At 64.6% G+C, this 19827-nt stretch carries 23 protein-coding genes; 5 read left to right on the forward strand and 18 right to left on the reverse strand.

Going from position 1 to position 19827, the window contains the following annotated elements:
* Positions 1–194: 194 nt before the first annotated feature.
* From istA to ACGVWT_RS18305, 3 genes are all read left to right on the forward strand, one after another.
* The gene (gene istA / locus ACGVWT_RS18295; protein ID WP_082730872.1) at positions 195–1724 is read left to right on the forward strand and encodes an IS21 family transposase; all 1530 of its coding nucleotides are present in this window, start codon (positions 195–197) and stop codon (positions 1722–1724) included.
* 11 nt (positions 1725–1735) lie between these two features.
* Entirely contained in the window at positions 1736–2476 is a 741-nt protein-coding gene (gene istB / locus ACGVWT_RS18300; protein WP_066675312.1) for an IS21-like element helper ATPase IstB, read from the forward strand.
* 144 nt (positions 2477–2620) lie between these two features.
* Positions 2621–2950 carry an SMR family transporter gene (locus ACGVWT_RS18305; protein ID WP_066675293.1) on the forward strand — a complete coding sequence of 110 codons (330 nt, stop codon included), beginning with the start codon at positions 2621–2623 and terminating at the stop codon, positions 2948–2950.
* Positions 2951–3225: 275 nt separating this feature from the next.
* Here ACGVWT_RS18305 and ACGVWT_RS18310 read toward each other — a convergent pair whose 3' ends face one another.
* From ACGVWT_RS18310 to ACGVWT_RS18395, 18 genes are all read right to left on the reverse strand, one after another.
* Positions 3226–3882, reverse strand: a complete 657-nt coding sequence (locus tag ACGVWT_RS18310; RefSeq protein ID WP_394427650.1) for a hypothetical protein — start codon at positions 3880–3882, stop codon at positions 3226–3228.
* 1 nt (position 3883) lies between these two features.
* A complete protein-coding gene (locus ACGVWT_RS18315; protein ID WP_066773386.1) occupies positions 3884–5551 on the reverse strand; it encodes a hypothetical protein in 1668 nt (555 codons plus the stop codon).
* A gap of 108 nt (positions 5552–5659) precedes the next feature.
* Positions 5660–6976: a hypothetical protein gene (locus ACGVWT_RS18320; protein WP_156442286.1), complete on the reverse strand. Its 1317-nt coding sequence runs from the start codon at positions 6974–6976 to the stop codon at positions 5660–5662.
* 84 nt (positions 6977–7060) lie between these two features.
* Positions 7061–8380: a hypothetical protein gene (locus tag ACGVWT_RS18325; RefSeq protein ID WP_066773382.1), complete on the reverse strand. Its 1320-nt coding sequence runs from the start codon at positions 8378–8380 to the stop codon at positions 7061–7063.
* A gap of 43 nt (positions 8381–8423) precedes the next feature.
* On the reverse strand, positions 8424–8924 hold the full coding sequence (locus ACGVWT_RS18330) for a hypothetical protein (RefSeq protein ID WP_066773379.1): 501 nt from the start codon (positions 8922–8924) through the stop codon (positions 8424–8426).
* Between the two features lie 45 nt (positions 8925–8969).
* Positions 8970–9236 carry a hypothetical protein gene (locus ACGVWT_RS18335; RefSeq protein ID WP_156442285.1) on the reverse strand — a complete coding sequence of 89 codons (267 nt, stop codon included), beginning with the start codon at positions 9234–9236 and terminating at the stop codon, positions 8970–8972.
* A 45-nt stretch (positions 9237–9281) separates the two neighbouring features.
* Positions 9282–9497: a hypothetical protein gene (locus tag ACGVWT_RS18340; RefSeq protein WP_156442284.1), complete on the reverse strand. Its 216-nt coding sequence runs from the start codon at positions 9495–9497 to the stop codon at positions 9282–9284.
* A gap of 166 nt (positions 9498–9663) precedes the next feature.
* Positions 9664–10335, reverse strand: coding sequence for a hypothetical protein (locus tag ACGVWT_RS18345; RefSeq protein ID WP_066773373.1), 672 nt, complete (start codon positions 10333–10335; stop codon positions 9664–9666).
* Between the two features lie 13 nt (positions 10336–10348).
* Positions 10349–10666 (reverse strand): hypothetical protein, encoded by a 318-nt coding sequence (locus tag ACGVWT_RS18350; RefSeq protein ID WP_066773370.1) that lies wholly within the window; start codon positions 10664–10666, stop codon positions 10349–10351.
* A gap of 17 nt (positions 10667–10683) precedes the next feature.
* Positions 10684–10980 (reverse strand): hypothetical protein, encoded by a 297-nt coding sequence (locus ACGVWT_RS18355; RefSeq protein WP_221211861.1) that lies wholly within the window; start codon positions 10978–10980, stop codon positions 10684–10686.
* A 10-nt stretch (positions 10981–10990) separates the two neighbouring features.
* A complete protein-coding gene (locus ACGVWT_RS18360) occupies positions 10991–11554 on the reverse strand; it encodes a hypothetical protein (RefSeq protein WP_156442282.1) in 564 nt (187 codons plus the stop codon).
* Positions 11555–11855: 301 nt separating this feature from the next.
* Positions 11856–12461: a DUF7007 domain-containing protein gene (locus ACGVWT_RS18365; protein ID WP_066773363.1), complete on the reverse strand. Its 606-nt coding sequence runs from the start codon at positions 12459–12461 to the stop codon at positions 11856–11858.
* A 109-nt stretch (positions 12462–12570) separates the two neighbouring features.
* On the reverse strand, positions 12571–13107 hold the full coding sequence (locus tag ACGVWT_RS18370; protein ID WP_066773360.1) for a thermonuclease family protein: 537 nt from the start codon (positions 13105–13107) through the stop codon (positions 12571–12573).
* Positions 13098–13283 (reverse strand): hypothetical protein, encoded by a 186-nt coding sequence (locus tag ACGVWT_RS18375; RefSeq protein WP_231728699.1) that lies wholly within the window; start codon positions 13281–13283, stop codon positions 13098–13100. Before ACGVWT_RS18375 ends, ACGVWT_RS18370 begins: the two co-directional genes overlap by 10 nt.
* An 11-nt stretch (positions 13284–13294) precedes the next feature.
* Entirely contained in the window at positions 13295–13933 is a 639-nt protein-coding gene (locus tag ACGVWT_RS18380; RefSeq protein WP_066773346.1) for a DUF6927 domain-containing protein, read from the reverse strand.
* 24 nt (positions 13934–13957) lie between these two features.
* The gene (locus tag ACGVWT_RS18385) at positions 13958–14866 is read right to left on the reverse strand and encodes an ArdC family protein (protein WP_066773343.1); all 909 of its coding nucleotides are present in this window, start codon (positions 14864–14866) and stop codon (positions 13958–13960) included.
* A gap of 88 nt (positions 14867–14954) precedes the next feature.
* Positions 14955–15206 carry a hypothetical protein gene (locus ACGVWT_RS18390; protein WP_394427658.1) on the reverse strand — a complete coding sequence of 84 codons (252 nt, stop codon included), beginning with the start codon at positions 15204–15206 and terminating at the stop codon, positions 14955–14957.
* 108 nt (positions 15207–15314) lie between these two features.
* Positions 15315–18212 (reverse strand): Tn3 family transposase, encoded by a 2898-nt coding sequence (locus tag ACGVWT_RS18395; protein ID WP_288936969.1) that lies wholly within the window; start codon positions 18210–18212, stop codon positions 15315–15317.
* A 94-nt stretch (positions 18213–18306) separates the two neighbouring features.
* Between ACGVWT_RS18395 and ACGVWT_RS18400 the strand changes: the two genes are divergently transcribed.
* Together ACGVWT_RS18400 and ACGVWT_RS18405 are read left to right on the forward strand one after the other, a co-directional pair.
* Positions 18307–18936, forward strand: a complete 630-nt coding sequence (locus tag ACGVWT_RS18400; RefSeq protein ID WP_147037438.1) for a recombinase family protein — start codon at positions 18307–18309, stop codon at positions 18934–18936.
* Positions 18933–19721: a HEAT repeat domain-containing protein gene (locus ACGVWT_RS18405; protein ID WP_267224365.1), complete on the forward strand. Its 789-nt coding sequence runs from the start codon at positions 18933–18935 to the stop codon at positions 19719–19721. The genes ACGVWT_RS18400 and ACGVWT_RS18405 overlap by 4 nt, the downstream gene beginning before the upstream one ends.
* Positions 19722–19827 lie beyond the last annotated feature (106 nt).

The following is a 19827-nucleotide window of genomic DNA, read 5'->3' on the forward strand; positions in this document are numbered from 1 at the left end:
TGCTGATTCCGAGGGAAGCCGCCCCCTCATTCCGAAATGATGCCGCCCCCCTGTTCCGAGAATTACTCGCCCCCTGATTCCGAGATGATGTCGCCCCCTTTGCGGGGATGACGATGAAGGTCCGCTGCTGGGATTAGGTTTGCTTCCTTTGGGTTGTCCGAGGGAGGGAGCCGATGTCGGCGGAGCGATTGAGTATGCGACGGGTTCGCGAGATTTTACGGTACCGGTTTGAGCAGGGGCTGGGTCACAAGGCGATTTCGTATCGGGTGGGCGCCGCGCCCTCGACGGTGCGCGAGACGCTGAGGCGGGCAGCGGTCGCGGGTCTGGCTTGGCCGCTGGGCGCGGATGTCAGCGATGCCGTTCTGGAGGCGGCGCTTTACCGCGCGGCTGGCACCAAGACCGGCCATCGCCGCTGCCCTGAACCGGACTGGGCAGCGATCCATCGCGAGTTGAAGCGCAAGCATGTGACGCTGCAGATCGTGTGGGACGAATATATCGCTCAGCATCCGGAAGGTTATCGCTACAGCCGGTTCTGCGATCTCTATCGTGGCTGGGCGGCGAAGCTGCCGGTCACGATGCGGCAGACCCACGCCGCCGGCGAGAAGCTGTTCGTCGACTATGCGGGCGACAAGGTGGCTGTCGTGGTCGACCGGCTGACCGGCGAAATCCGCGACGCGCACATCTTCGTGGCGGTGTTGGGTGCATCGAGCCTGTCCTATGCCGAGGCGAGCTGGACCGAGACGCTGCCCGACTGGATCGCGGCGCACGTGCGGGCGCTGGAAGCCTTCGGCGGCGCGCCTGCCCTGTTCGTGCCGGACAATGCCAAGGTCGCGGTGATCAAGGCCTGCCTTTACGATCCACAGGTCAACCGCAGCTATGCCGAGATGGCGGCACATTACGACAGCGCGGTGCTGCCGACCCGTCCGCGCCGCCCACGCGACAAGGCCAAGGTGGAGGCCTGCGTGCTGATCGTCGAGCGCTGGCTGTTCGGGCGCCTTCGGCATCGGATCTTCTATAGCCTGGCCGAACTCAACGCCGCGATCGGCGACCTGCTCGCCGACCTCAATGACCGCCGTATCATGCGCCGCGTGGGCCAGACCCGGCGCCAGCTGTTCGAGGCCATCGACAGGCCTGCGCTGAAAGCTCTGCCGCTGGAACCCTATGTCTTCGCCGAATGGCGGCGGCGGCGCGCTGGTCTCGATTATCATGTCGAGATCGAGCGCCATTATTACTCGGTCCCGTATCGCTTCGCGCGCGAGCCGGTCGAGGCGCGGATCACCGCGCGTACGATCGAACTGTTCCACAAGGGTGAACGGATCGCCGCCCATATGCGCGGCTCCGGCAATGGCCGGCACACGACGATATCCGAGCATATGCCGTCATCCCACCGGCGCTTCGCCGACTGGACGATCGAACGCATCGCCACCGAGGCGGCCGCGATCGGCCCCTGTGCCGCCCTGCTGTGCGAGAAAATCCTGACCGATCGCCCGCATCCCGAGCAGGGCTTCCGGGCCTGCCTGGGCATCGTGCGCCTGGTGAAGGGCTTCGGCCGCGAACGGGTCGAAGCGGCGTGCAGCCGGGCGCTCGATATCGGCGCACGCACCTATGGATCGGTCCGATCGATCCTCGACAACCGGCTCGATCAGGCGCCCGCGCCCCGGCAGGCGCGCGACGATCGGACGATCACCCACCCGAATATCCGGGGTTCCCGCTACTATCACTGAAGGAGATCATGATGCTTCAACATCCCACTCTCGACCGGCTGAACGCAATGGGGCTGGCTGGCATGGCCAGGGCGTTCGACGAACTGGCCGCCAATGCCGAAGCCGAGCGGCTCACCCATCCCGAATGGCTGGCGCTGCTGCTCGACCGCGAATGGAGCTTCCGCCACGACCGCAAGCTGGCCGCCCGGCTGCGGTTCGCCAAGCTGCGCCATCAGGCAACCCCCGAGGATGTCGATTATCGCAGCCATCGAGGTCTCGACCGGGGGCTGTTCCTCAAGCTCGTCGCTGGTGACTGGATCGCCGCTCGCGACAATCTCGTCATCTGCGGCCCGACTGGCGTCGGGAAATCATGGCTGGCCTGCGCGCTAGGCCATAAGGCCTGCCGCGACGACCGTTCGGTGCTGTATCAGCGGGTGCCCAAGCTGTTCGCCAGCCTGGCGTTGGCACGCGGCGACGGACGCTACGCCCGCATCCTGGCCAAGCTCGGCAGCGTTCAGCTCCTGATTCTTGATGACTGGGGGCTTGAGCCACTCGATGCTCATGCCCGCTACGACCTCCTCGAAATCCTAGAAGAGCGTTATGGCCGTCGCTCGACGATCGTCACCAGCCAGCTGCCGATCGCGGCGTGGCACGAGGTGATCGGCGATCCGACCTATGCCGACGCCATCCTCGACCGGCTCGTCCACAACGCCCACCGCCTGGACCTCGACGGTGACAGCATGCGCCGGGTCAAATCCCCTTCAGAGGCTTGACGACCGGCACGAACGAAATAACAACAGACGTAGCCAGCACGGCCCTGTCTCCGGGGGGGCGACATCATCTCGGAACGAAGGGGCGCAATCATCTCGGAAACGAGGGGCGGCTTCATCGGAATCGGCAGGAAAAACGGAGCGCACATGAATTACGTCCTACTCGCGGTGGCGATTGTGTCTGAAGTGATCGGCACAACTTTCATGAAGCAGAGCGAAGGTTTCACCAAACTAGCGCCCAGCCTTCTCACTGCCCTCTCGTACATCGTGGCTTTCTACTGCCTGTCGCTGACATTGAAGACCATTCCCACCGGGATAGCTTACGCAATTTGGTCGGGCTGCGGCATCGTATTGATCGCAGCCGTTGCCTGGATCATTCAGGGGCAAAAGCTGGACTTACCGGCAATGGCGGGAATGGGTTTGATCGTGACTGGTGTCATCGTGATGAACGTGTTCTCGCAGACTGCTGCTCACTGATCGGTCGGGGTCGGCAGCTTCCGGGGATTGCGGTGCATCGGCTGAGCGACCGGAATGGGCGCGTAACAGACATTTCCCAATCTGTCGGCGCAACGATCAAGGCCGCATCAGCAAGTCCCGACGGGCAATGGCAAGTCAGTTTCTTCCGCTCAGCAAAGTCATTCCGGATGCCGCCGCGACGAGTCGCACCGCCTTCGGCGGTTGCGCTCGGGACAGTTGCAAAGTGCAGTAGCGCTTTGCAACTGTCCCGAGCGCTTCAATGGCCTCGGATCGTCTCAAACGGCGGATAATTTTGTAGCCCATAAATAAAGGGTTGCGGTGAGACGAGACACCATCTGCAAACATAAGAAGAAACAGGCCGATTTCGGGGGTACTGGAAGACCTTCGGCGATGATCCGCCTGACGCAGGCATCGCGGTCCCAGCCCCATTCCCGCAGCGGCGACTGACAGTCATAGAGCGGATCCTCGATCGACAGCGCGTGGTTTGCGCGAAGTGTGTCGCGGGGGCCTGCGTCATAGCCGATGAGGCGCGTAACGCGCTGGCCGCGGTTCCAGGCGTCGATCGCCGGTTGCCAGTTGGCGAGAAAGGCATCCTGCGGCGCCTTCTTGTATTTGAGGCTGCAGCTCGATCCGCCCAGGCTCTTGCTCGGCAGGGTGGCGTTCGTGAGGCACATCTCCAGCAGGCCGTAATAGGGCGGCCAGTGTTTGAACCGTTTAGGGGTGTACGAGACCAGTTCGTGCCTGATGCCATGCCCGTCCATCCAAGGACGGATGACGTCGAGATAGGCGTATGTCGCCGGCTTCTCGACGCCGGTATCGGCGCTCAGAACGAGGTCCGGTGCCCGGCCTCGCGCCACGAGCTCAACCAGCAGGGCGGTGCTGTCGACCCCGATGCCGTAGGCCAAGACGACGGGTGGCGGGGGCATGTCCATGTCACCCGACCTCCGGTTGGCGCTCGGCGATCGTGACTGACACGCCCGCCGAGGTCATGGTGACCGTCACCGAGCGATCCGCTGGCACATCGACCGGATAGTCGCGAAACAGGCCGCGGATGTGTGCCTCGAGCGCAGCATCCGTTCCCTCGAGCAAAGCCAGAACCCGGTCGCTGGCGTCGCGCCGGAACCGTTCCTCCTGGGTTTCATAACTGTCGGCGCAGCTGTCGGAGCTCGGTTCGAAGGCAGCGCGCTGGAGGAGCGAGATAACGTCCCGGGCCAGCAGCTCCGCACCGCGTCGGACGAAGATCACGACGTCGTCGACTTCGGTCGAAAGATCGAAATCCGGACCAAAGGCGACGTCGGCGTCGCAGGCGACCGTCGTGACCGCGTCGCCGTGGGCGACGGTCACTTCGAGCGTCAGCTGCTCGACATAGCCGTTGTCGACGTCCGAAGGTGCCCCCTCCTCGTCGCGGATGTGGAAGGTGCGGCCCTCCTGCTCGATGGTGAAGCCGAGCGTCTGAACGCGCGCGAGCCCGTCATACCAGCGATAGCCGGCGAAGGCGGGCTCCCCGAACACGAGCGGACCAGCGAATGGCTTATGATGCTGAATAGCCAGCTCGGCAGGCTGCGCCACGATGGCGGCCACGTCCGGCATGATTATCATCGTGCCGTCGTTGAAGCTGCTGCCGGACATATAGCTTTCGCCCGCCGCGGCATGCGGAGCGCACCAACCATGGAGACGACATTCGGCCTCGGGCAGCGCGACGCCGAGCCGTCGGGCTTCCAGCCAGTCCTTATGCGACAGCCGATGCGATCCCTCCAACGCGATAGCGCCGAAGATCGCCTTGCTCGCGGCCTCGCGCAGCGCCGTAAGCGCGTCGTTCTGAACGACTTCCTTGCGAGCCGGGAGCACCAGCTGGAGCGCCGGGCAGTCGACGATATCGACCAGCACCGTCCATTCCTCGCCGCGGCCGACCTGCTGCACGACCGGCATCGGGCACGGGATCGTCAGGCCATGGAAATTGAGACGAGCCGCGCCTCCCCGGCGGTGATGCTCCTTCACCACGCCGATGCGGCACCCGTTCCAGCGCTCCTCATAGATCGCCTCGTCCAGCCACGGCGTCTGCTCGACGCTTTCGCCGTCGAAGGTCACGGGCAGAGGATAGTGACGCGCAACATGGCTCAGCGCCGGCAGGACCTCGTCCTCCCAAGCGGAGTCCATGCGGATGCTGATCGAGGTGCCTCGCCCGATCGGATCCGGCGAGATCGCGATCGGCCGGCTGCTTTCCCACGCTGATGCCGGGATGTGGGCGCACCAGCCTTGGTGGGCGGCCTGGGACCACGAACGGATGATGACGTCCCTACCGGCAAGACTGAAGACGCCCATGCCGGCGGGATCCTCGCGGCGAGCGATCGTGTCACTCCACCCGGAGCGGCCCAGCGTGACGATACTGGCCGGGTCGGCAATGCCGTGACCGTCGTCGACGATGTGCAGGAGACGGTCGCCGGCGCGGCCGATCGTGGACACGGCGACCGTGCTCGCGCCGGCTCGGCGCGCGTTCTGCAGCAGCTCATGCAGGATGTCGCTGACCGAGCCGTTGAACAGCCGGGTGACCTTGTTGATGGTCTCGGGCGCGACACTGGTGGAGATCGTGGCGGGAAGCATGGCGGATCCTTCGGAGCCGTGCGAGGGCAATTCCCCGCATCCGCCATCACCCTCCCTCTCCCCTTTTTCGCCCCTGCGGCGCCGGGATGCGCCGCCGAGGCGGACCGCTCACGGCCGCTGGGTCGCCGCGCGCAGCTTGTCTCGCGCGCCTGCCAGCTGCCGGATGCTCTCTTCGAGGAATAGACCCTCGGATGACGCCTCGGCGGTGGTCGCGGCGCGTTGTCTCAGTACCTCGAGGCGACGCTCGATCGCATCGGCCGTCACGGTGACCTCCTGCTCGGAGAAGGCAATCTCACGGGGCGGTGGAACAGGACGGATCGGCGCGGCGGTCACCGCCAAAGGCCGAGCTTCCTTTGCCTCGCTGGAGGCGAACACGCTCCAGAGGTGTGCCTCGGCGTCGAACAGCGTGTCGAAAGCGTGGCTCGTGTTGCTCACGTTCACGACCCACTGCCGCAGATCCCGCTCCATGAACCCCGGCTCGTAAATCCGCCCCGGCGTGTCGCCATCGTCATCATACGCCAGGTCCATGCCCGCGGCACGAAGGCCGTCAACTGCGCGCCCCGTCAGGCGCCAAGCGTCGAAGCGTGCGCCCTCCTCGGACGCAGTGAGGTAGCAGCGGGTGGCGATGTCCCACGCAGCATGCACCCGCTCGAGGTCGTCCTCGAAGCGCTCCCGCTCGCCACCCGGGAGCAGAGCATTACCGCGTTCCGCCTCCCATGCCTCAAGCATGAGGATGTTGGTGTCCATGAAATCGTGCGACGCGCAGACATTGTCCGGCGTGGTCCGATTCCGGAGCCTCGTCTCCTGCCACTCCTCTGCGGTCATCTCATAGGCGACCCGCTTGGAGAGGCTGCAGGCAAGCGCCTCGATCGACGCGTGTGTCAGCACAGCGTCGTAGTCGTCGCCCGCGTAGATCACGGTCAGCTCGCCGACTGCGTCGCGCCGGCTGAAGGTGAACCTCGAACTTTCGGGAACGTCACGCTTCGCTGGATCCGCGTAGTCGATCCATATCTGAGCAGCCTCGCCCATCGGGCCGACGCATGGGCCGAAACTCGGCGCTGCCTCATGCCGCCAGCTCATCTCCGACCACGTCGCCGGGATCGGCATCATGGTTGCGAGCGGGTAGTCAGGGAAGAGCCACGGCCATTTCGCGTCGACGGCGCTGGTCGTGTAGCCGTGACTTATCGAGACCATGCTGCTGTCGGTGGCCATACCCCGATATTCGGCGATGCGCTCGGCGTCGCCATCGGCGCCTGCGATCAGCTCGCGCAGCACGTAGGGCCAAATGCCGATACCCACGGACACGTTGAGGAAGCCGTTCCATGTCGTATCGTCGGTATAGCCAGGGAAGGTCGGGCCTTCGCCGAACGACCATAGGACGGGACGCATCAGATGGTGCGAAGGGGGATGCTGGGGGTCGGACAAGGGAGTTGCTCCTGACCGGCTGATTCCGGTGCGCGCTTCCCCGCCCCCTCCCCTCCATGGCCTTGGGCTGCCTGGACGCTCTGGCTATCCGGCGTCGCGCCCCGACAGCGCCATCAGCGGCGTTGCTGCACCGAAGCGCCGGAGCGTTGCCGCCATCTCAGAGCGCAGCTTAGCCTTGCTCGAGACGACGACGTCATGGGGCAGCTGGACCCCGTCCGCGCCGGCATAGCCGGTCGCAGGCCGATCATCGCCGACATAGACCCGGATCAGATGCCCTCGGCCGGGTGCCGCGCCGATATGCCGAGCGGTGAACTCGCCGAGCTTGCCCGTCAGGCCATGGATCAGCTTGCCCCAGCGGATGTGCCCTGCGGCCATGTTCTCGTCCGAGCCGTAACCGCGATCCAGCCACGCCCGTAGGTGAGCGCGCTGCTGCAGCTTGGTGTTTCGTGTCCGCTCCATGGTTCGGCAGAGCGGCAGGGCTCCGGCAACAGCGTCGAGGAGGTGCAGGTCTTCCCCCTGCAAAGCGACCAGGACGTCTTCTATATTCCGGCCCATAATCGCCGCTCGGAGCTGGGCGGCCGCATCAGCGTGGCTGACCTGCCGTCGACCGTGTCGCATTGCCTGAGGCAGGAAGCGCTCGATCGTGGCAAAGCCGTCGTTGCTAAGGACGATGATCGCCATCTCGTCTGCGCCCTGTCGCTCACGGATGATCCGCAGGAAGTCCCATTTGGCGCGCTCGGGCGCCTCGAGAGACACGTCCTCGTCGCTCAGAATGATGAGGCGGCGCGACCAACGGGCGGGCCGGGCTTCGTCGCCTGGTTTCGGCCAGCTGCTCGGTATCGGGCGTGCGGTAGCGACCGGCAACGCTGGAGGCGGCATGTTGCTTTGACGCAGCTGCGCGAGGTTGGTCCGGCGCGCTGCGTCGAACAGGTCGGTCCGATCGCCACCACCATCGGTGAAGCCCTGATCGTAGGCCGCGCGGCGGACCTGCAGGGGCACCTCGCTCGGGATGCCGTCGGGATAGCTGTGCGGCCATCCGACATGGGCCGCATACCAACCGTCAGCGTAGCGGTTGGCGACGTCCCAGTCGTAGCCATGATCGTCGCGACCGCGCAGAATGGCGAGATCGCGATCGTTCACCTTGCCCTCGCGCGCCTGGTTCTCGAGGAAGGCGAAGTTTCTCGCCTGGCGCTCGGCCTCGGCTTGCACGCGCATCGCCTCGAAGATGGGTCTGGTGGCGATCACGCGTGCACGGCTGCGGGCCTGACGGTCGGCAAGGGGTGCATCGTGCGGAAGATCCGGAAAGTCCCGCCACGATGCAGCGAGCGCCTCGGCCTGCTCCGGCGTTCGACCGCGCGCCAACCATGTGCGCGGATCTGCTGAATTGAAATCGTCGACGATCATGACACCCTCCGTGTCGTGGCGCCCGCAGGCGCGACGGATTGGCTCAAGCTGCCGCCCAACGGGCTCGGGCGAGCGCAGCTTCCTCCGGGAAGGCCGACGCGAGATTTGTGTGGAGCACCTCGAAATCCGGGATCGGGAATGTCCCGTCAGGATCTGGGCGTGTCGTCTGCAAGGCGCCGATCAGCAGCTCGGTAACGTCGAGCTGGTGGATCGTGGCAACGCTGCCCTTATAGCTGATGGGCGGCGAAAATCCGGCCTCCAGCCAGCTGCCAAGGCCGTTCTCGACCAGGTCGACATAGGCCCCTACCTGTTCGTCGTCCTCATCGTCGATGCGGAGGGAGAGCGTGCGATAGGTCCCGAAATCGTGGCGGTTTGCGAGAGGCTTCAGGCGGCAACCCGCGGGAGGCTCCCCGAACCGCGCGATGATCGCCAGTTTATAGGCGAAGACCTCGTGGGCGTTGACGGTATCGAAGTCCGGCGTCTGCCCAAGCTGGGCGCAATCCTCGTTGGCGGGCGCTCCGCCCAGGTCGATGATGTTGGACATGAGAGGTTCTCCGTTGATCCACCCGGATCAACAGCCCCCCCCCTCTTAACTTTGGCTTGGGTCAGCCCGTCCCGCTACAAAGGCGGCGATCCCCGCCATGCCGATCAGGAATGAGCTTCCTGACGCCAACCACCACGTCACCGGCCCTTGGTACGCGGCATACAGCGCGAGCGCCGCCACGTTCGTGCCGAGGAAGAATAGCAGGAGGTTCTTGATCGACTTTCCGGCTTGTGCGCTCAAGGGAAGTATAGCTGCGCCGGCAAGCAGGACAGGCAGGCAGCCCCAGATCATGGATTCTGCTGACGCGAACATAGGACTCAGTCTATCGTGCCTCGTCTGTCACCGCTAGAGCGGTCATCAGCGGTCGCGATGCTCGGAATAGGCTCGTTGCTGCCTCTTTCCCGCTGCCATCATCAGCGAAATGGCGATGATCTGCGCGGTCAGGGCCTTCAACAATCCGCCGTCATCAAGGATTATCGACATGACGGCGAAAGCCAGTGCGCCGAACGTAGGCGCGAGTACGTGGATCGCGCTGGTCGCCGGCAGCTCGTGACAGAACACGAAATACGTCATGGCGAAGGTCCATAGGAAACAGACTATCAATGTCATCCAGGCGACGTTGCCAAGGTACATAGGGGGCATAACTGCTCCTATCCGCTGGCGCACCGTGAGAAGCCCGCGCACCGGTCATGACAACCGATCGAGCTGTCGATCGATTGCCAGAACAGATGCTGACTTTCTAGCGATCGTCGCCGGGGTGTCGAGCCTCGATGAAGCGAGCCTGTACCTCAAGTCGCTCCCGGCCCAAGGCCTCGCAACCTTCGATCAGATGTTGAACGGAGTCACTGATCCGACCAAGCATGCTGGCGTAGTCCTCATCCAACGCATCGGCTTTCTCGGACGTTGGTGATACCGTCGAACGAGCCTCCCGGTGAGCGAGCCGGACGTCGGGAACGTGTTTCTCTTGGATGCGCTCGAACTCGATGCTGGCCTCGGGCAACACCATATTCTCGGGCATCGACCGGAACTGAGCGCTCAATGCGTTGAAGCGCGCTTCGGCTGCTCGCGCAGCCTCACTCATCGGCAACGTCGGGATACGCTTGGGCTTCTCACCCTCGGCGGTGGTTGAGCTCCTGAACTCGGCGCCGAAATTGCCTGTAATATAGGCCATTACGGCAACGGTGATCCCAACAAAGCACAAGGCGTCCCCAATAGGCCCCTGTATGGTGTCGACGATCCGGTAAAGCTGCTCGAACGGCAGCGACGAATTGCCCTCGGAAAGAGGTTCGCCATCGATCACGACACCGATCATCCACGACGCTGATCTAAGCACGATCACGAACACGAGGATGGTCAAGGCCATGCTTGGCCCGCTCGGTGCTGGTCTCGTGTTGTTGCTGTTCGGATCCATGACCAGATCCTCCTCAGAAACTGCCGTCACGACGGAATCGTCGCGCAGCGGCTTGGGCGGGGCCGTCGCTCTGACCGAGCGTCTTCATCCGGTCCGTTTCCAGCGTCGCGCCGAGATCGCTCGGCAGGTCGGCATAGTCAGCGGCTACCTTGAGGGCCGCAGCCGCGGTTGGGAGCTCGCCGTTGTCGGTGCCCAGCCATGCGACAATCTGGCTTTCGCCTTTGAGCGTCGGATGCGGCCGCGAGACCTGGACGAAGAACGTGCTCAGCGGACGATCCCATCCCACGGCCACCGTGGTGCCGGCGTGACCGGCGAAGGTATGACGGCTCATTGTCTAAGCTCCTTCTCTCAGGCGGCCAGCGTGTTCCACTCAGCGTGCCACGGGCGGGGATGCGGCGCAAAGCGAAGAGCGCCAGGCGTCGGGACTTGGCTGTCCACGCGATCGATCAGCCAGTCGATGTAGTGCAGGCCGATGGCAAGGTCCTCGTCCAGCAGCTCGTCGAGCATGGACGACTGGCGAACCTGTGCGTCAGTCATCATCGACCAGTCGAGGGCGTCGAGGAAGCGCTCTCGGCGCTCAATGAACCGAGCGATGTTTGCAACATCGGCTCGCGCGATGGCGAGGGCATCGTTGATCTGGATCATACGGAGCTCCTCAAGCGGCGATCAGGCTTGGTTCGGAGACGCTCGCCGGGGCGAGCCGAAGGCGCAGCTCGCGCGTCAGGCGCTCGGCAAATCGCGCGGGCCGCAGCAGATCGACCATGCTGGCATTCCGGTTGGTTTGATCCACACCGGGGGCGACGGCGCGATACGATACCTCGCGCCCCTCGAAGCGGCGCCCGACCCGCACCATGACGGCGACCTCGACCGCGGCGAGCAGGACATAACCGGATTCGGAAACCTCGCCTCGGGTCGAGGCGATGGTGTAACTCCCCTCAGCGAGCGCGAGCGCTGACGCGAGATCCTGCATCGCGGCCGTAGCGTCCTCGTGAAATCGTTCCTTGGCGGCCTGGTCGTATTCGACGCCGCGGATCGAAAGGGCCAGCAGCGCCGGGTAGCGCTTCAGCGACTGCAGTCGCTTGTCGCACGCATGACGGAGGACCGATCGCGGCGCGCGATTGGTCGACACGGTCGCCATGTGACGTGCGAGCAGCACCATCGCGGGATCCGTATTGGGGTCTACGCCCGCGTTGCGGCAATCATCCAGCGCCTTGGTCATCGCCTGGAGCGTTATCGCGATCGTGCTGAGCGCAGCGGGGTCCACCGCCTGTTGGTGGCGATAAGGCACATCGTAGAACATCGACGCCGTCTCCAATGAGTGTCGAGCGCGACATTTCACGCCCAAACGCTCACTCCCCCCTCTTCTCCCGCGCCTTCGGCTGCATCCGGGCCGTCAGCCCCTCAGGGCTGGGCGCATTGATAATCCTCGGAGAGTGCCCCGCTCGAAACCGCGAGCATGGGTTGGGCCACTGGAAAGATGTTGCCGCCTTTCGGAAACATCTTTCCAGCGCCAGCGAGCGCTATGCGATCACCTCGACACCGACGGACTTGAAGGTGCTCACCGTATCGCGAGCCTCGTAGCGGTTCGCGTCGACCAGCCCCTTCAGCTTCGGTCCGTCGTATTTGGCAAAGCCGAGATGATCGCATCCCGTGATGCGTTGCCCGACAACCCCGACCTTGCCGGTGGGGACCCAGTCGGCCCAGTCACCCCACGCGGCTTGAACACCGATCTCGCCGATTGCGGCCTCTAAAAGGGCAATCTTGCGGAGGACGTGACTGTCGCTCGGTTCGAGTACCTGCCCGGTGAAGCCGGTATAGTGCTTCGGCCGCCAGTGCCGTGCGGTTTGATGGGCGAGGTCGCGCTCGAGGTCGAACAACGGATCGCGCAACGCGGCGAACTCGGCCTCGAAGGCAAGGACTATCAGCGACCAGTCCACGTCCTCCTCATAGTAGATGCTGTCGAGGCGCAGCGCCTCGGGCATGGCCGCCTGGCGCTCGTCGGACAGAACGAAGCCGCCATGCGAGGCAGTGCTGACCGACCAGATGCCAGGCAGGCGCTGCTCGGCGGTCTGCGGGGCGTCCCATAGGGTATGAACAGGGGCCGGGGTCGAAGCAAAAGTGGGCATGATCGTCTCCTTGATCGATGCTCTCCCCCGCCCCCCTTCTCTCTATGCTCCGGTGGCTCCGCGCTCCTGACGCTTCATAGTCGTGAAGCCGCACCTGTGCACAGGTGCACTAACGCACATGTGTGGGCGCGCCTCTGCGCGCTTCGCAGGAGAGGCGCTCTCCGCGTCTCCATTTCGCTGGGTCGATGAAATACCCAGCATGTGCCCCGAGCCGCTGGCGCTCCGCCTTGTCATAGGCGGCGACATAGCGCTGGGCCCGCTCCGGGTCGCCTTTGAGATAACTTGTTACTGGCACCGCAAGCCCGGCTGCGATCATCGCTTCACCGAGGTCCCGTCCGGCGACTTCGATCGTGCCGATGGGGCGCCCGTAACTCTGTTTGCCCGTCAGCCGGATGGTCGAGGCGCCAGTCTTGAGGAGCTTCGAGGCATAGTCCTGCGCTGCCTTGCCGCAGGGCCAGCACCCCGACGTTGTCCTGCATAACTGACGCTTCTCGAAGGCGTCCGCGCCGAAGAGGCGGATGTCGATCGATACCGTGTCACCATCGATGGCGCGGCCGTCTGCCGAAAGGGTGGTGTTCTGGTCTGCGCGCGGCGCCGCGGCGCTGCAGGCTGTCGCGATCAGAGCAGCGGCGAGGATCAGGCGCATGCGCGCGCCGCGATGCTGTTGTCGCGCTCCGTCACTCGCCACGGCTGCAGTGGATCGTGACTGGCGACCACGATCACGTCGATGCCATGTTCCATCATTCGCCGCGCGACCCGGAGCGCGTTGCTCTGGCTGCATAGCGCGCGCCGCAGCGCGGAGAGAGCGGCTGTATCGTTCATAATAGGCTCCATCATGCCGTCATCGCAGGTGCCGGCGGTTTCGCGAAGATCGTGGCATGGACCTTTGTCTGGGGAACGACGATCCAGGGCAGATCACGGAAATTGCGGATGTGGTAGTGGCCGAAGCCATTTTCGCCGCGGAAGGTGATGCGGGCGCCACGCTTCACCACAACGAACTCGGCGCCGACGTGGTCGTCGCTGAAGGTCAGCGGTTGAGGCAGTCGAATCCGCATGCCGTCTTCAACGCGTCGTGCTCTTCTACGAAGGCGCGCCAGACAGCGCCTTCGCCAATTCAGCGCGTACTCGTTGTTCGTCGGGGGAAGCAGGCGCAGGATTTTTTCAGGGCAATCGTCCGAGTAGGGACCGGCATTCTCGCCCATGTCTTTATAGGCGAAGATGTAGCCGTCCTTCGCATTCGGCGTCCATCGGACCTCACAAATGAGCGCGGTGATGGAGGTGGCGACATCGTTTTCGAGGACTTCGACAGCGGCATACCAGACGCGGTTTCCGACGCATGCGCTGTCGATCACGCGCGCACCGCGCGTGCCGCCACCATCGGCGTCGTTGGTGTAGGTGAATTGTGCGTCCAGATACGCCTTGGGCGTGCTGTGGCGACCCATTCCGTCGCGCCTCATCGAAAGCCATCCCATGGCGGGTTCTCCTGTGAGAATGGGTCATGCTGCCAGCTTCGCCGGATGTACGGCCTCGGCCGAGAAGGTGCGAAGATATGCAAAGGCTTGCTCGGCCTTTGTGGCGGCAACGAAGATCACGCTCTTGTCCGACCGGAGCATACGCAACCAATCGCCAATGTAGCTTGCATGGCTATCGTGTATCTCGGATGGGAGACCAAGATCGCTACACACCATGGCTCCTGTTAGTTCTGCAACCAGCTCTTCGAGCGCGTAAGCCTTGTCACCAAATTTCTTCCCGAATGTTCGATCCAAGCGAGACTGATGCCCGGTCCAGTGAGCGTGCTCATGTGCGAGGATAGAGGCATGAGCGTCGGCGGACCTGAAGCTGCCGGCGTGCGGCATCTGGATGAAGTCGAAAGTCGGGCTGAAGAAGGCTCGGTCGCCGCCCCGACGCACTCGCGACGGTATCGCCGAGAAGAAGGCGTCGATGCGATCCTGTCGCGCCGACAACAGCGCAGGGGTCGGTGGGACCGGCCGGGCATAGAAGTAGCTCGGGAGGCCCTCGATCTCGTCGGCATTGAAGACGGTGTACGAGCGCAGGAATCGGATCAGCTTGTCGGCCGACAGGCCGAGCAGGTTCGGTTGCGCCTTCTTGCGGAAGGTGGAGCTGTAAACAGAGAACGATGGCTGCGCCTCACGGCGGACCAGTCCGCCAAGCTCCTCGGCCTGACGCGCCGTCATCCAGTAGCGGCTTTTGAAGCCGAGGAAGTCGGCCATCGCCCATAGCCAGATCGAGTTGATTCCGAGGTACGGAGTCCCTTCGTGGCGCAGCGGGCGCCCACCTTCTCCGGTCACCGACCACGGACGCTGCCATGGAACGGTGCCGGCCTCGAGCTTGGCGATGATGGTGTCGGTAATTGCGGCCGCGATGTCGCGAGTGCCTGCGGGCATGGCACGGCTCCTCGAATGGACGTGAAAAGAAGCTGCCGACGCTGCGGTGAGGCAGCGCCGGCAGCGAGGTTGCCCAGCGGGTGCGCTGTTACTCGGCCGCGACCAGGTGGTCGGTCGTGTCGTCGTTCTGGTTATCCGGGTGCGGGACCTCACCCGTGACACTGCCGTCGTCGGCCTCGGCGGTCTCGTCATCCTCGGTGGGTTCACCGTCCCCGTCGGCGATCAGTGCGCCAAGATCGTCGTCTTCGCCTTCGCCGTCGGCGTCGCCGATGAGCCCCGCAAGCTCGTCCTGGCCATCGTCCGCGGCCAGCTCGTTCGACGGCTTGTCATTGAACCGCATCGCCGAGGGCACCCAGGCGAGCGCCTTGTCCTTGATCTCGGTTTCGACGATCGCGTCACCGGCGAACAGCTTCTGGGGGTCGGTTCCGGCTGAGGGCGAAATGACACCCTAAGCGTCGGCGTCTTTCGGCCAGAGGTATTCGCCGGTGAGGAGGATGTGCGCCCATCCGAGCGGAGAGACGTGGGCGAGAAGATGGTCCGGCGTCTCCAGCCCTTCGCGTCGCCGTGCCTCGACAGCATGACCAAGATGCAGGGTGTTCCAGTAGACGATGATGGCGGTGAGCAGGTTGAGGCCGGCGATCCGGTAGTGCTGGCCCTCGGTGGTGCGGTCACGGATTTCGCCCTGGCGGCCGATGCGCAGGGCGTTTTTCAGCGCATGATGCGCCTCGCCCTTGTTGAGTCCGACCTGCGCGCGGCGCTGCATCCCGGTGTCGAGAATCCATTCGATGATGAACAGCGTGCGCTCGATCCGACCCACCTCGCGCAGGGCTGTGGCCAGGTCATTCTGGCGCGGATAGGCGGCGAGCTTGCGCAGGATGCGGCTCGGCGCGACCTGCCCGGCACTCATGGTGGCGGCACAGCGGAACAGGTCGGGCCAGTTGGCGACGACCAGCGCCTCGCGCGCCTTGCCGCCCACCAGCGGGCGCAGTTCAGTCGGCGTGGCGGCAGGGTCGAAGACGTACAGCCGCTTGGACGGCAGGTCGCGGATGCGAAGTACGAGGCGATAGCCGAGCATCGCGCTGATCCCGAACAGATGGTCGGTGAACCCGCCGGTGTCGGCGTACTGCTCCTCGATCCGCCGCCCGGCCTCGTTCATCGTCAGCCCGTCGAGCAGATAGGGTGCCTCGCTGACGGTCGCGGGGATAGGCTGTGATGCGAACGGCGCGAAGCGGTCGTTGACATGGGTATAGGCCTTGATGCCGGGGTCGTTGCCGTAGCGGGCATTGACCGTGTTCATCGCCTCGCCCTGCCGCGCAGCGGGGTAGAACTGGCCGTCGGCCGACGCGGTGGTGCCCATACCCCACACCCGCGCCATCGGCAGGTCGCCCTGCGCGGCGACCACGGTCGCCAGCGCCTGGTCGATCGCCTCGCTCTCGACATGCCAGCGCGCGAGGCGGGAGAGCTGCCAGTAATCATGGGTGTTGCACGCCTCGGCCATCTTGCGCAGGCCGAGGTTCAGCCCCTCTGCGAGCAAAACGTTGAGCAGGCCGATCCGGTCGCTGCACGGTATGCCGGTGCGCAGATGGGTGAAGGCATCGGTGAAGCCGAGCGCGGCATCGACTTCGAGCAGCAGGTCGGTGATGCGGACAGGCGGCAGGCGACGGTACAGATCGAGCACCAGTTCATCGATCCCGTCCGGCGGATCGGCGGTAAGACGGTCGATGCGCAGCATCCCGTCCTCGATGCCGCCGTGGGGGATTGTGCCGTTGCGCGCGGCGCGACCGAGGCGGGCGAGGGCATCGGCAAGCCGCGCCTTGCGGTCGGCCAGCCAGACATGCGGGTCGGGCGGGACCGCCAGCTTCATGCTGCGTGCGACCGCCATGGGCACGAGGACATGGCGCAGGTCGCCGTAGCGATGCGAGCGGTCGAGCCAGATGTCGCCTGAGCGCAGCGCGTCGCGCAGGTGGAACATCACCGCGACCTCGCGGAGACGCGCATCGTCACTGCCCTTCACCCGCAACTGACGCCGCCACTTGGAATGCGGGCGCAGGAAATCGTCGGTCACCGGCAGTTCGCCTTTGGCGGCGATGGCCTTCACCGCGTCGAGCAGGGGGCGGGCGACCGGTGCGGCTGCGAGGTCAAGGCAGCGTAGCATGCGCGGCGCATAGCGGCGGAAGCGGTGATATCCCTGATCGACATGCGCCAGCGGATCGTCGCTCAGCGTGTCGGTCAGCGTCGTGGCTGTCGCGACAAGGTAGTCGAGCCGGTCCCAGCCCGCCACGCGCGCGACCGCATCCTCCAGCGACGCACCATAACCATGTGCGTCCAGCAACGACCGGCCGATCGCGGCGAACCCGTCCAGCGTCGCGGTGACCGCGCTTCTGGTTTCCGCGGTGCGGGCATCGTGGAGTTGCTTCGCCTCGCGCCAGGTTCGGCCGACGATGCGGTCATGCGTCTCGATCACCGCATCGGCGGTCGCGGCAGCCCATTCGACGACGCAGACCGCGAGGATGGCGCGGCGCCGGTCGGCGTTCAGATCGCGCAGGCCATCGGCGAAATAGCGTTCGCCCTGCCGGCGCAGCCGGGCGACGCGGTGCGGCGGGACGCCAGCGAGCAGGTCAGCGCCGAGGTTCATCGCGCGGAGAAACTCCAACCGGTCGAGCAGCCGGTTCGCCGCGGCGGAATTGTTGCCCGGCTCGATCCGGCGCAGCCAGATGAAGCGGCTGATCGCGCCTGGCAGCATCTCGGTCGTCAACCGATCGAGCCGGGTGCAGGCGACGCGATCGAGGCGCGCGGCAATCCGCTTCTCGATATTGCGCTCGGTCGCGACCAGCGCGTCGGCGCACAGTCGCTCGATGGTGGTGATCGCCGGCAGGATGGTCATGGTGTCGCGGCAGCGGGCGATGAAGCGCCGGGCGAGATCGTCATTCGAGCGCGCCTGTTCGGCTTGGCCAAGCAGCCAGTCGCGAAACGCGCGTGCCGGTGCGCCCTGACCGGGGAACGATCTGTAGCCGTAGGTCCGTCGCAACACCTCCATGTGCTGCTGGCGGGTCTGTCGGCGGACGGCATAGCGGGCGAGCGTGTCGCCGGTGATGCCGAGCTGGGCGCCGAGGAAGGCCGACACCGCCAGCGGGATGACCTCACCCGGTACCAACATCCGGCCGGGATAACGCAGCGCACACAGTTGCAGCGCGAAGCCGATCCTGTTCTCCGGCCGGCGTCGCCGGTCGATATGGACCAGGTCGTCGTCGGCCAGGATGTAGTGCCGCAGCAGCGATGCCTCGTCGGTCGGCAGGTCGAGCAGCACCGACCGCTGCCGGGCGCTCAGGATATGGCGGCGCGGCATGGCACAGTGTCCCGATTGAACAGAAGTCTGTTTTGGACAACACTGACTCCACGCAAATCAAGGGTTTTCGGGGCCGGATTTCGGGAAGGTTCAATTGGGACAACGCGCTGCCATCTACGCCCGGGTCTCGACCGCCGACCAGTCGTGCGAGCGGCAGTTGCGCGACCTTGCCGGTTTCGCCGAACGCGGCGGTTATGAGGTGGTCGAGGTGTTTCGCGAAACTGCCTCGGGCATGAAGGCCAACCGCTCGGCGCGCACTGAGGTGATGAAGCTGGCGCAGGCGCGGCACATCGATGCGATCCTCGTCACCGAACTCAGCCGCTGGGGGCGCTCGACGCAGGACCTGCTCGATACGCTCAACCGGCTGTCGGGTTGGCGGGTGTCGGTCGTCGCCATGAGCGGCATGACGTTCGAGGTCGACACCCCGCACGGGCGGATGATGGCGACGATGCTTGCCGGCATCGCGCAGTTCGAGCGCGACATGCTGAGCGAACGGGTTCGCTCCGGCCTCGCCGCAGCTCGCGCGCGCGGCCGCAAGCTCGGGCGGCAGACCGGCGACCGCCCCAAGTCCGACCGGCTCGCCCCCAGGGTGCTGGCGCTCGTCGCCGAGGGGCGCAGCTATCGCTGGATCGCGCGCGACCTCGGCCTCAGCAAGAACACCGTCACCGCGATCGTTGGGCGGTCGAAGGCGGACAGGTCTCCCGAGATCGAGGTAATAGCATGACCAGCCCGGCAGACGATAATCGCTCCATACCCGAGCTATTCAATGCTGCATTTGAAGGTGACAATGATGCAGCATGGGACGCTGTGGCTGCACTACATTGGCGCGGATCGAAGGATGTGCTGGACCGGGCACTTGCCCTGGCCTGCTCACGTGATCCTAAAGAACGCGGACGGGCTGCCGACATTCTCGGGCAGATCGGCATTCCAGATCGTACATTTCCTGATCAGTGCTTTGCGGCCGTCCTCCGCCTGCTCGCGGATGATGACCAGCAGGTGGTGTTTGATGCCATCTTTGCACTTCATCATATAGATCGGTCACGTGCTGCCCCGTACATCATCCCCTTTGCGCACCACAGCTGGGACAACATCCGGTATGCAGTCGCGTTTGCATTAGGAGCTGTTGATAGCGTCGAAGCGCAGACCACTCTGCTATCGTTGATGACAGATCGCGATCCCGAGGTGCGAAATTGGGCAACTTTCGGGATTGGTCAGCAAAGCGACGCTGACTCAGATGCCATCCGACACGCGCTAAAGAATCAACTCTGCGACGCTGATCCTGACGTTCGCTATGAGGCAATCATTGGTCTTGGTCGTCGCCGCGATCGACGTGCGTTGGGTTTCCTCAAAACCATGCTCCACGATGATCCAGATGACGTTTTTGCACGCGAAGCGGCAGCAAAGCTCTTGGGCATAAACGAAAGCGGGGATCGAGCAACTGACGAGCTGCTTGGTTCACTTCAGCGGCTTCAGCGATGGGGCGGCGACAGGAAGACCGATAGTTCATAACCGCTGCTGCAATCAGGCATGCATCGCGTGAAACGGCTTCGCACTTTCTCCAACCATGCTCTTTCGGCTTAGAGTGTCATTTCGCCCTCAGCCGGAGCCGACCCCT

The sequence above is a fragment of the Sphingomonas sp. S6 genome, assembly GCF_043498045.1.
GTDB lineage: Bacteria > Pseudomonadota > Alphaproteobacteria > Sphingomonadales > Sphingomonadaceae > Sphingomonas.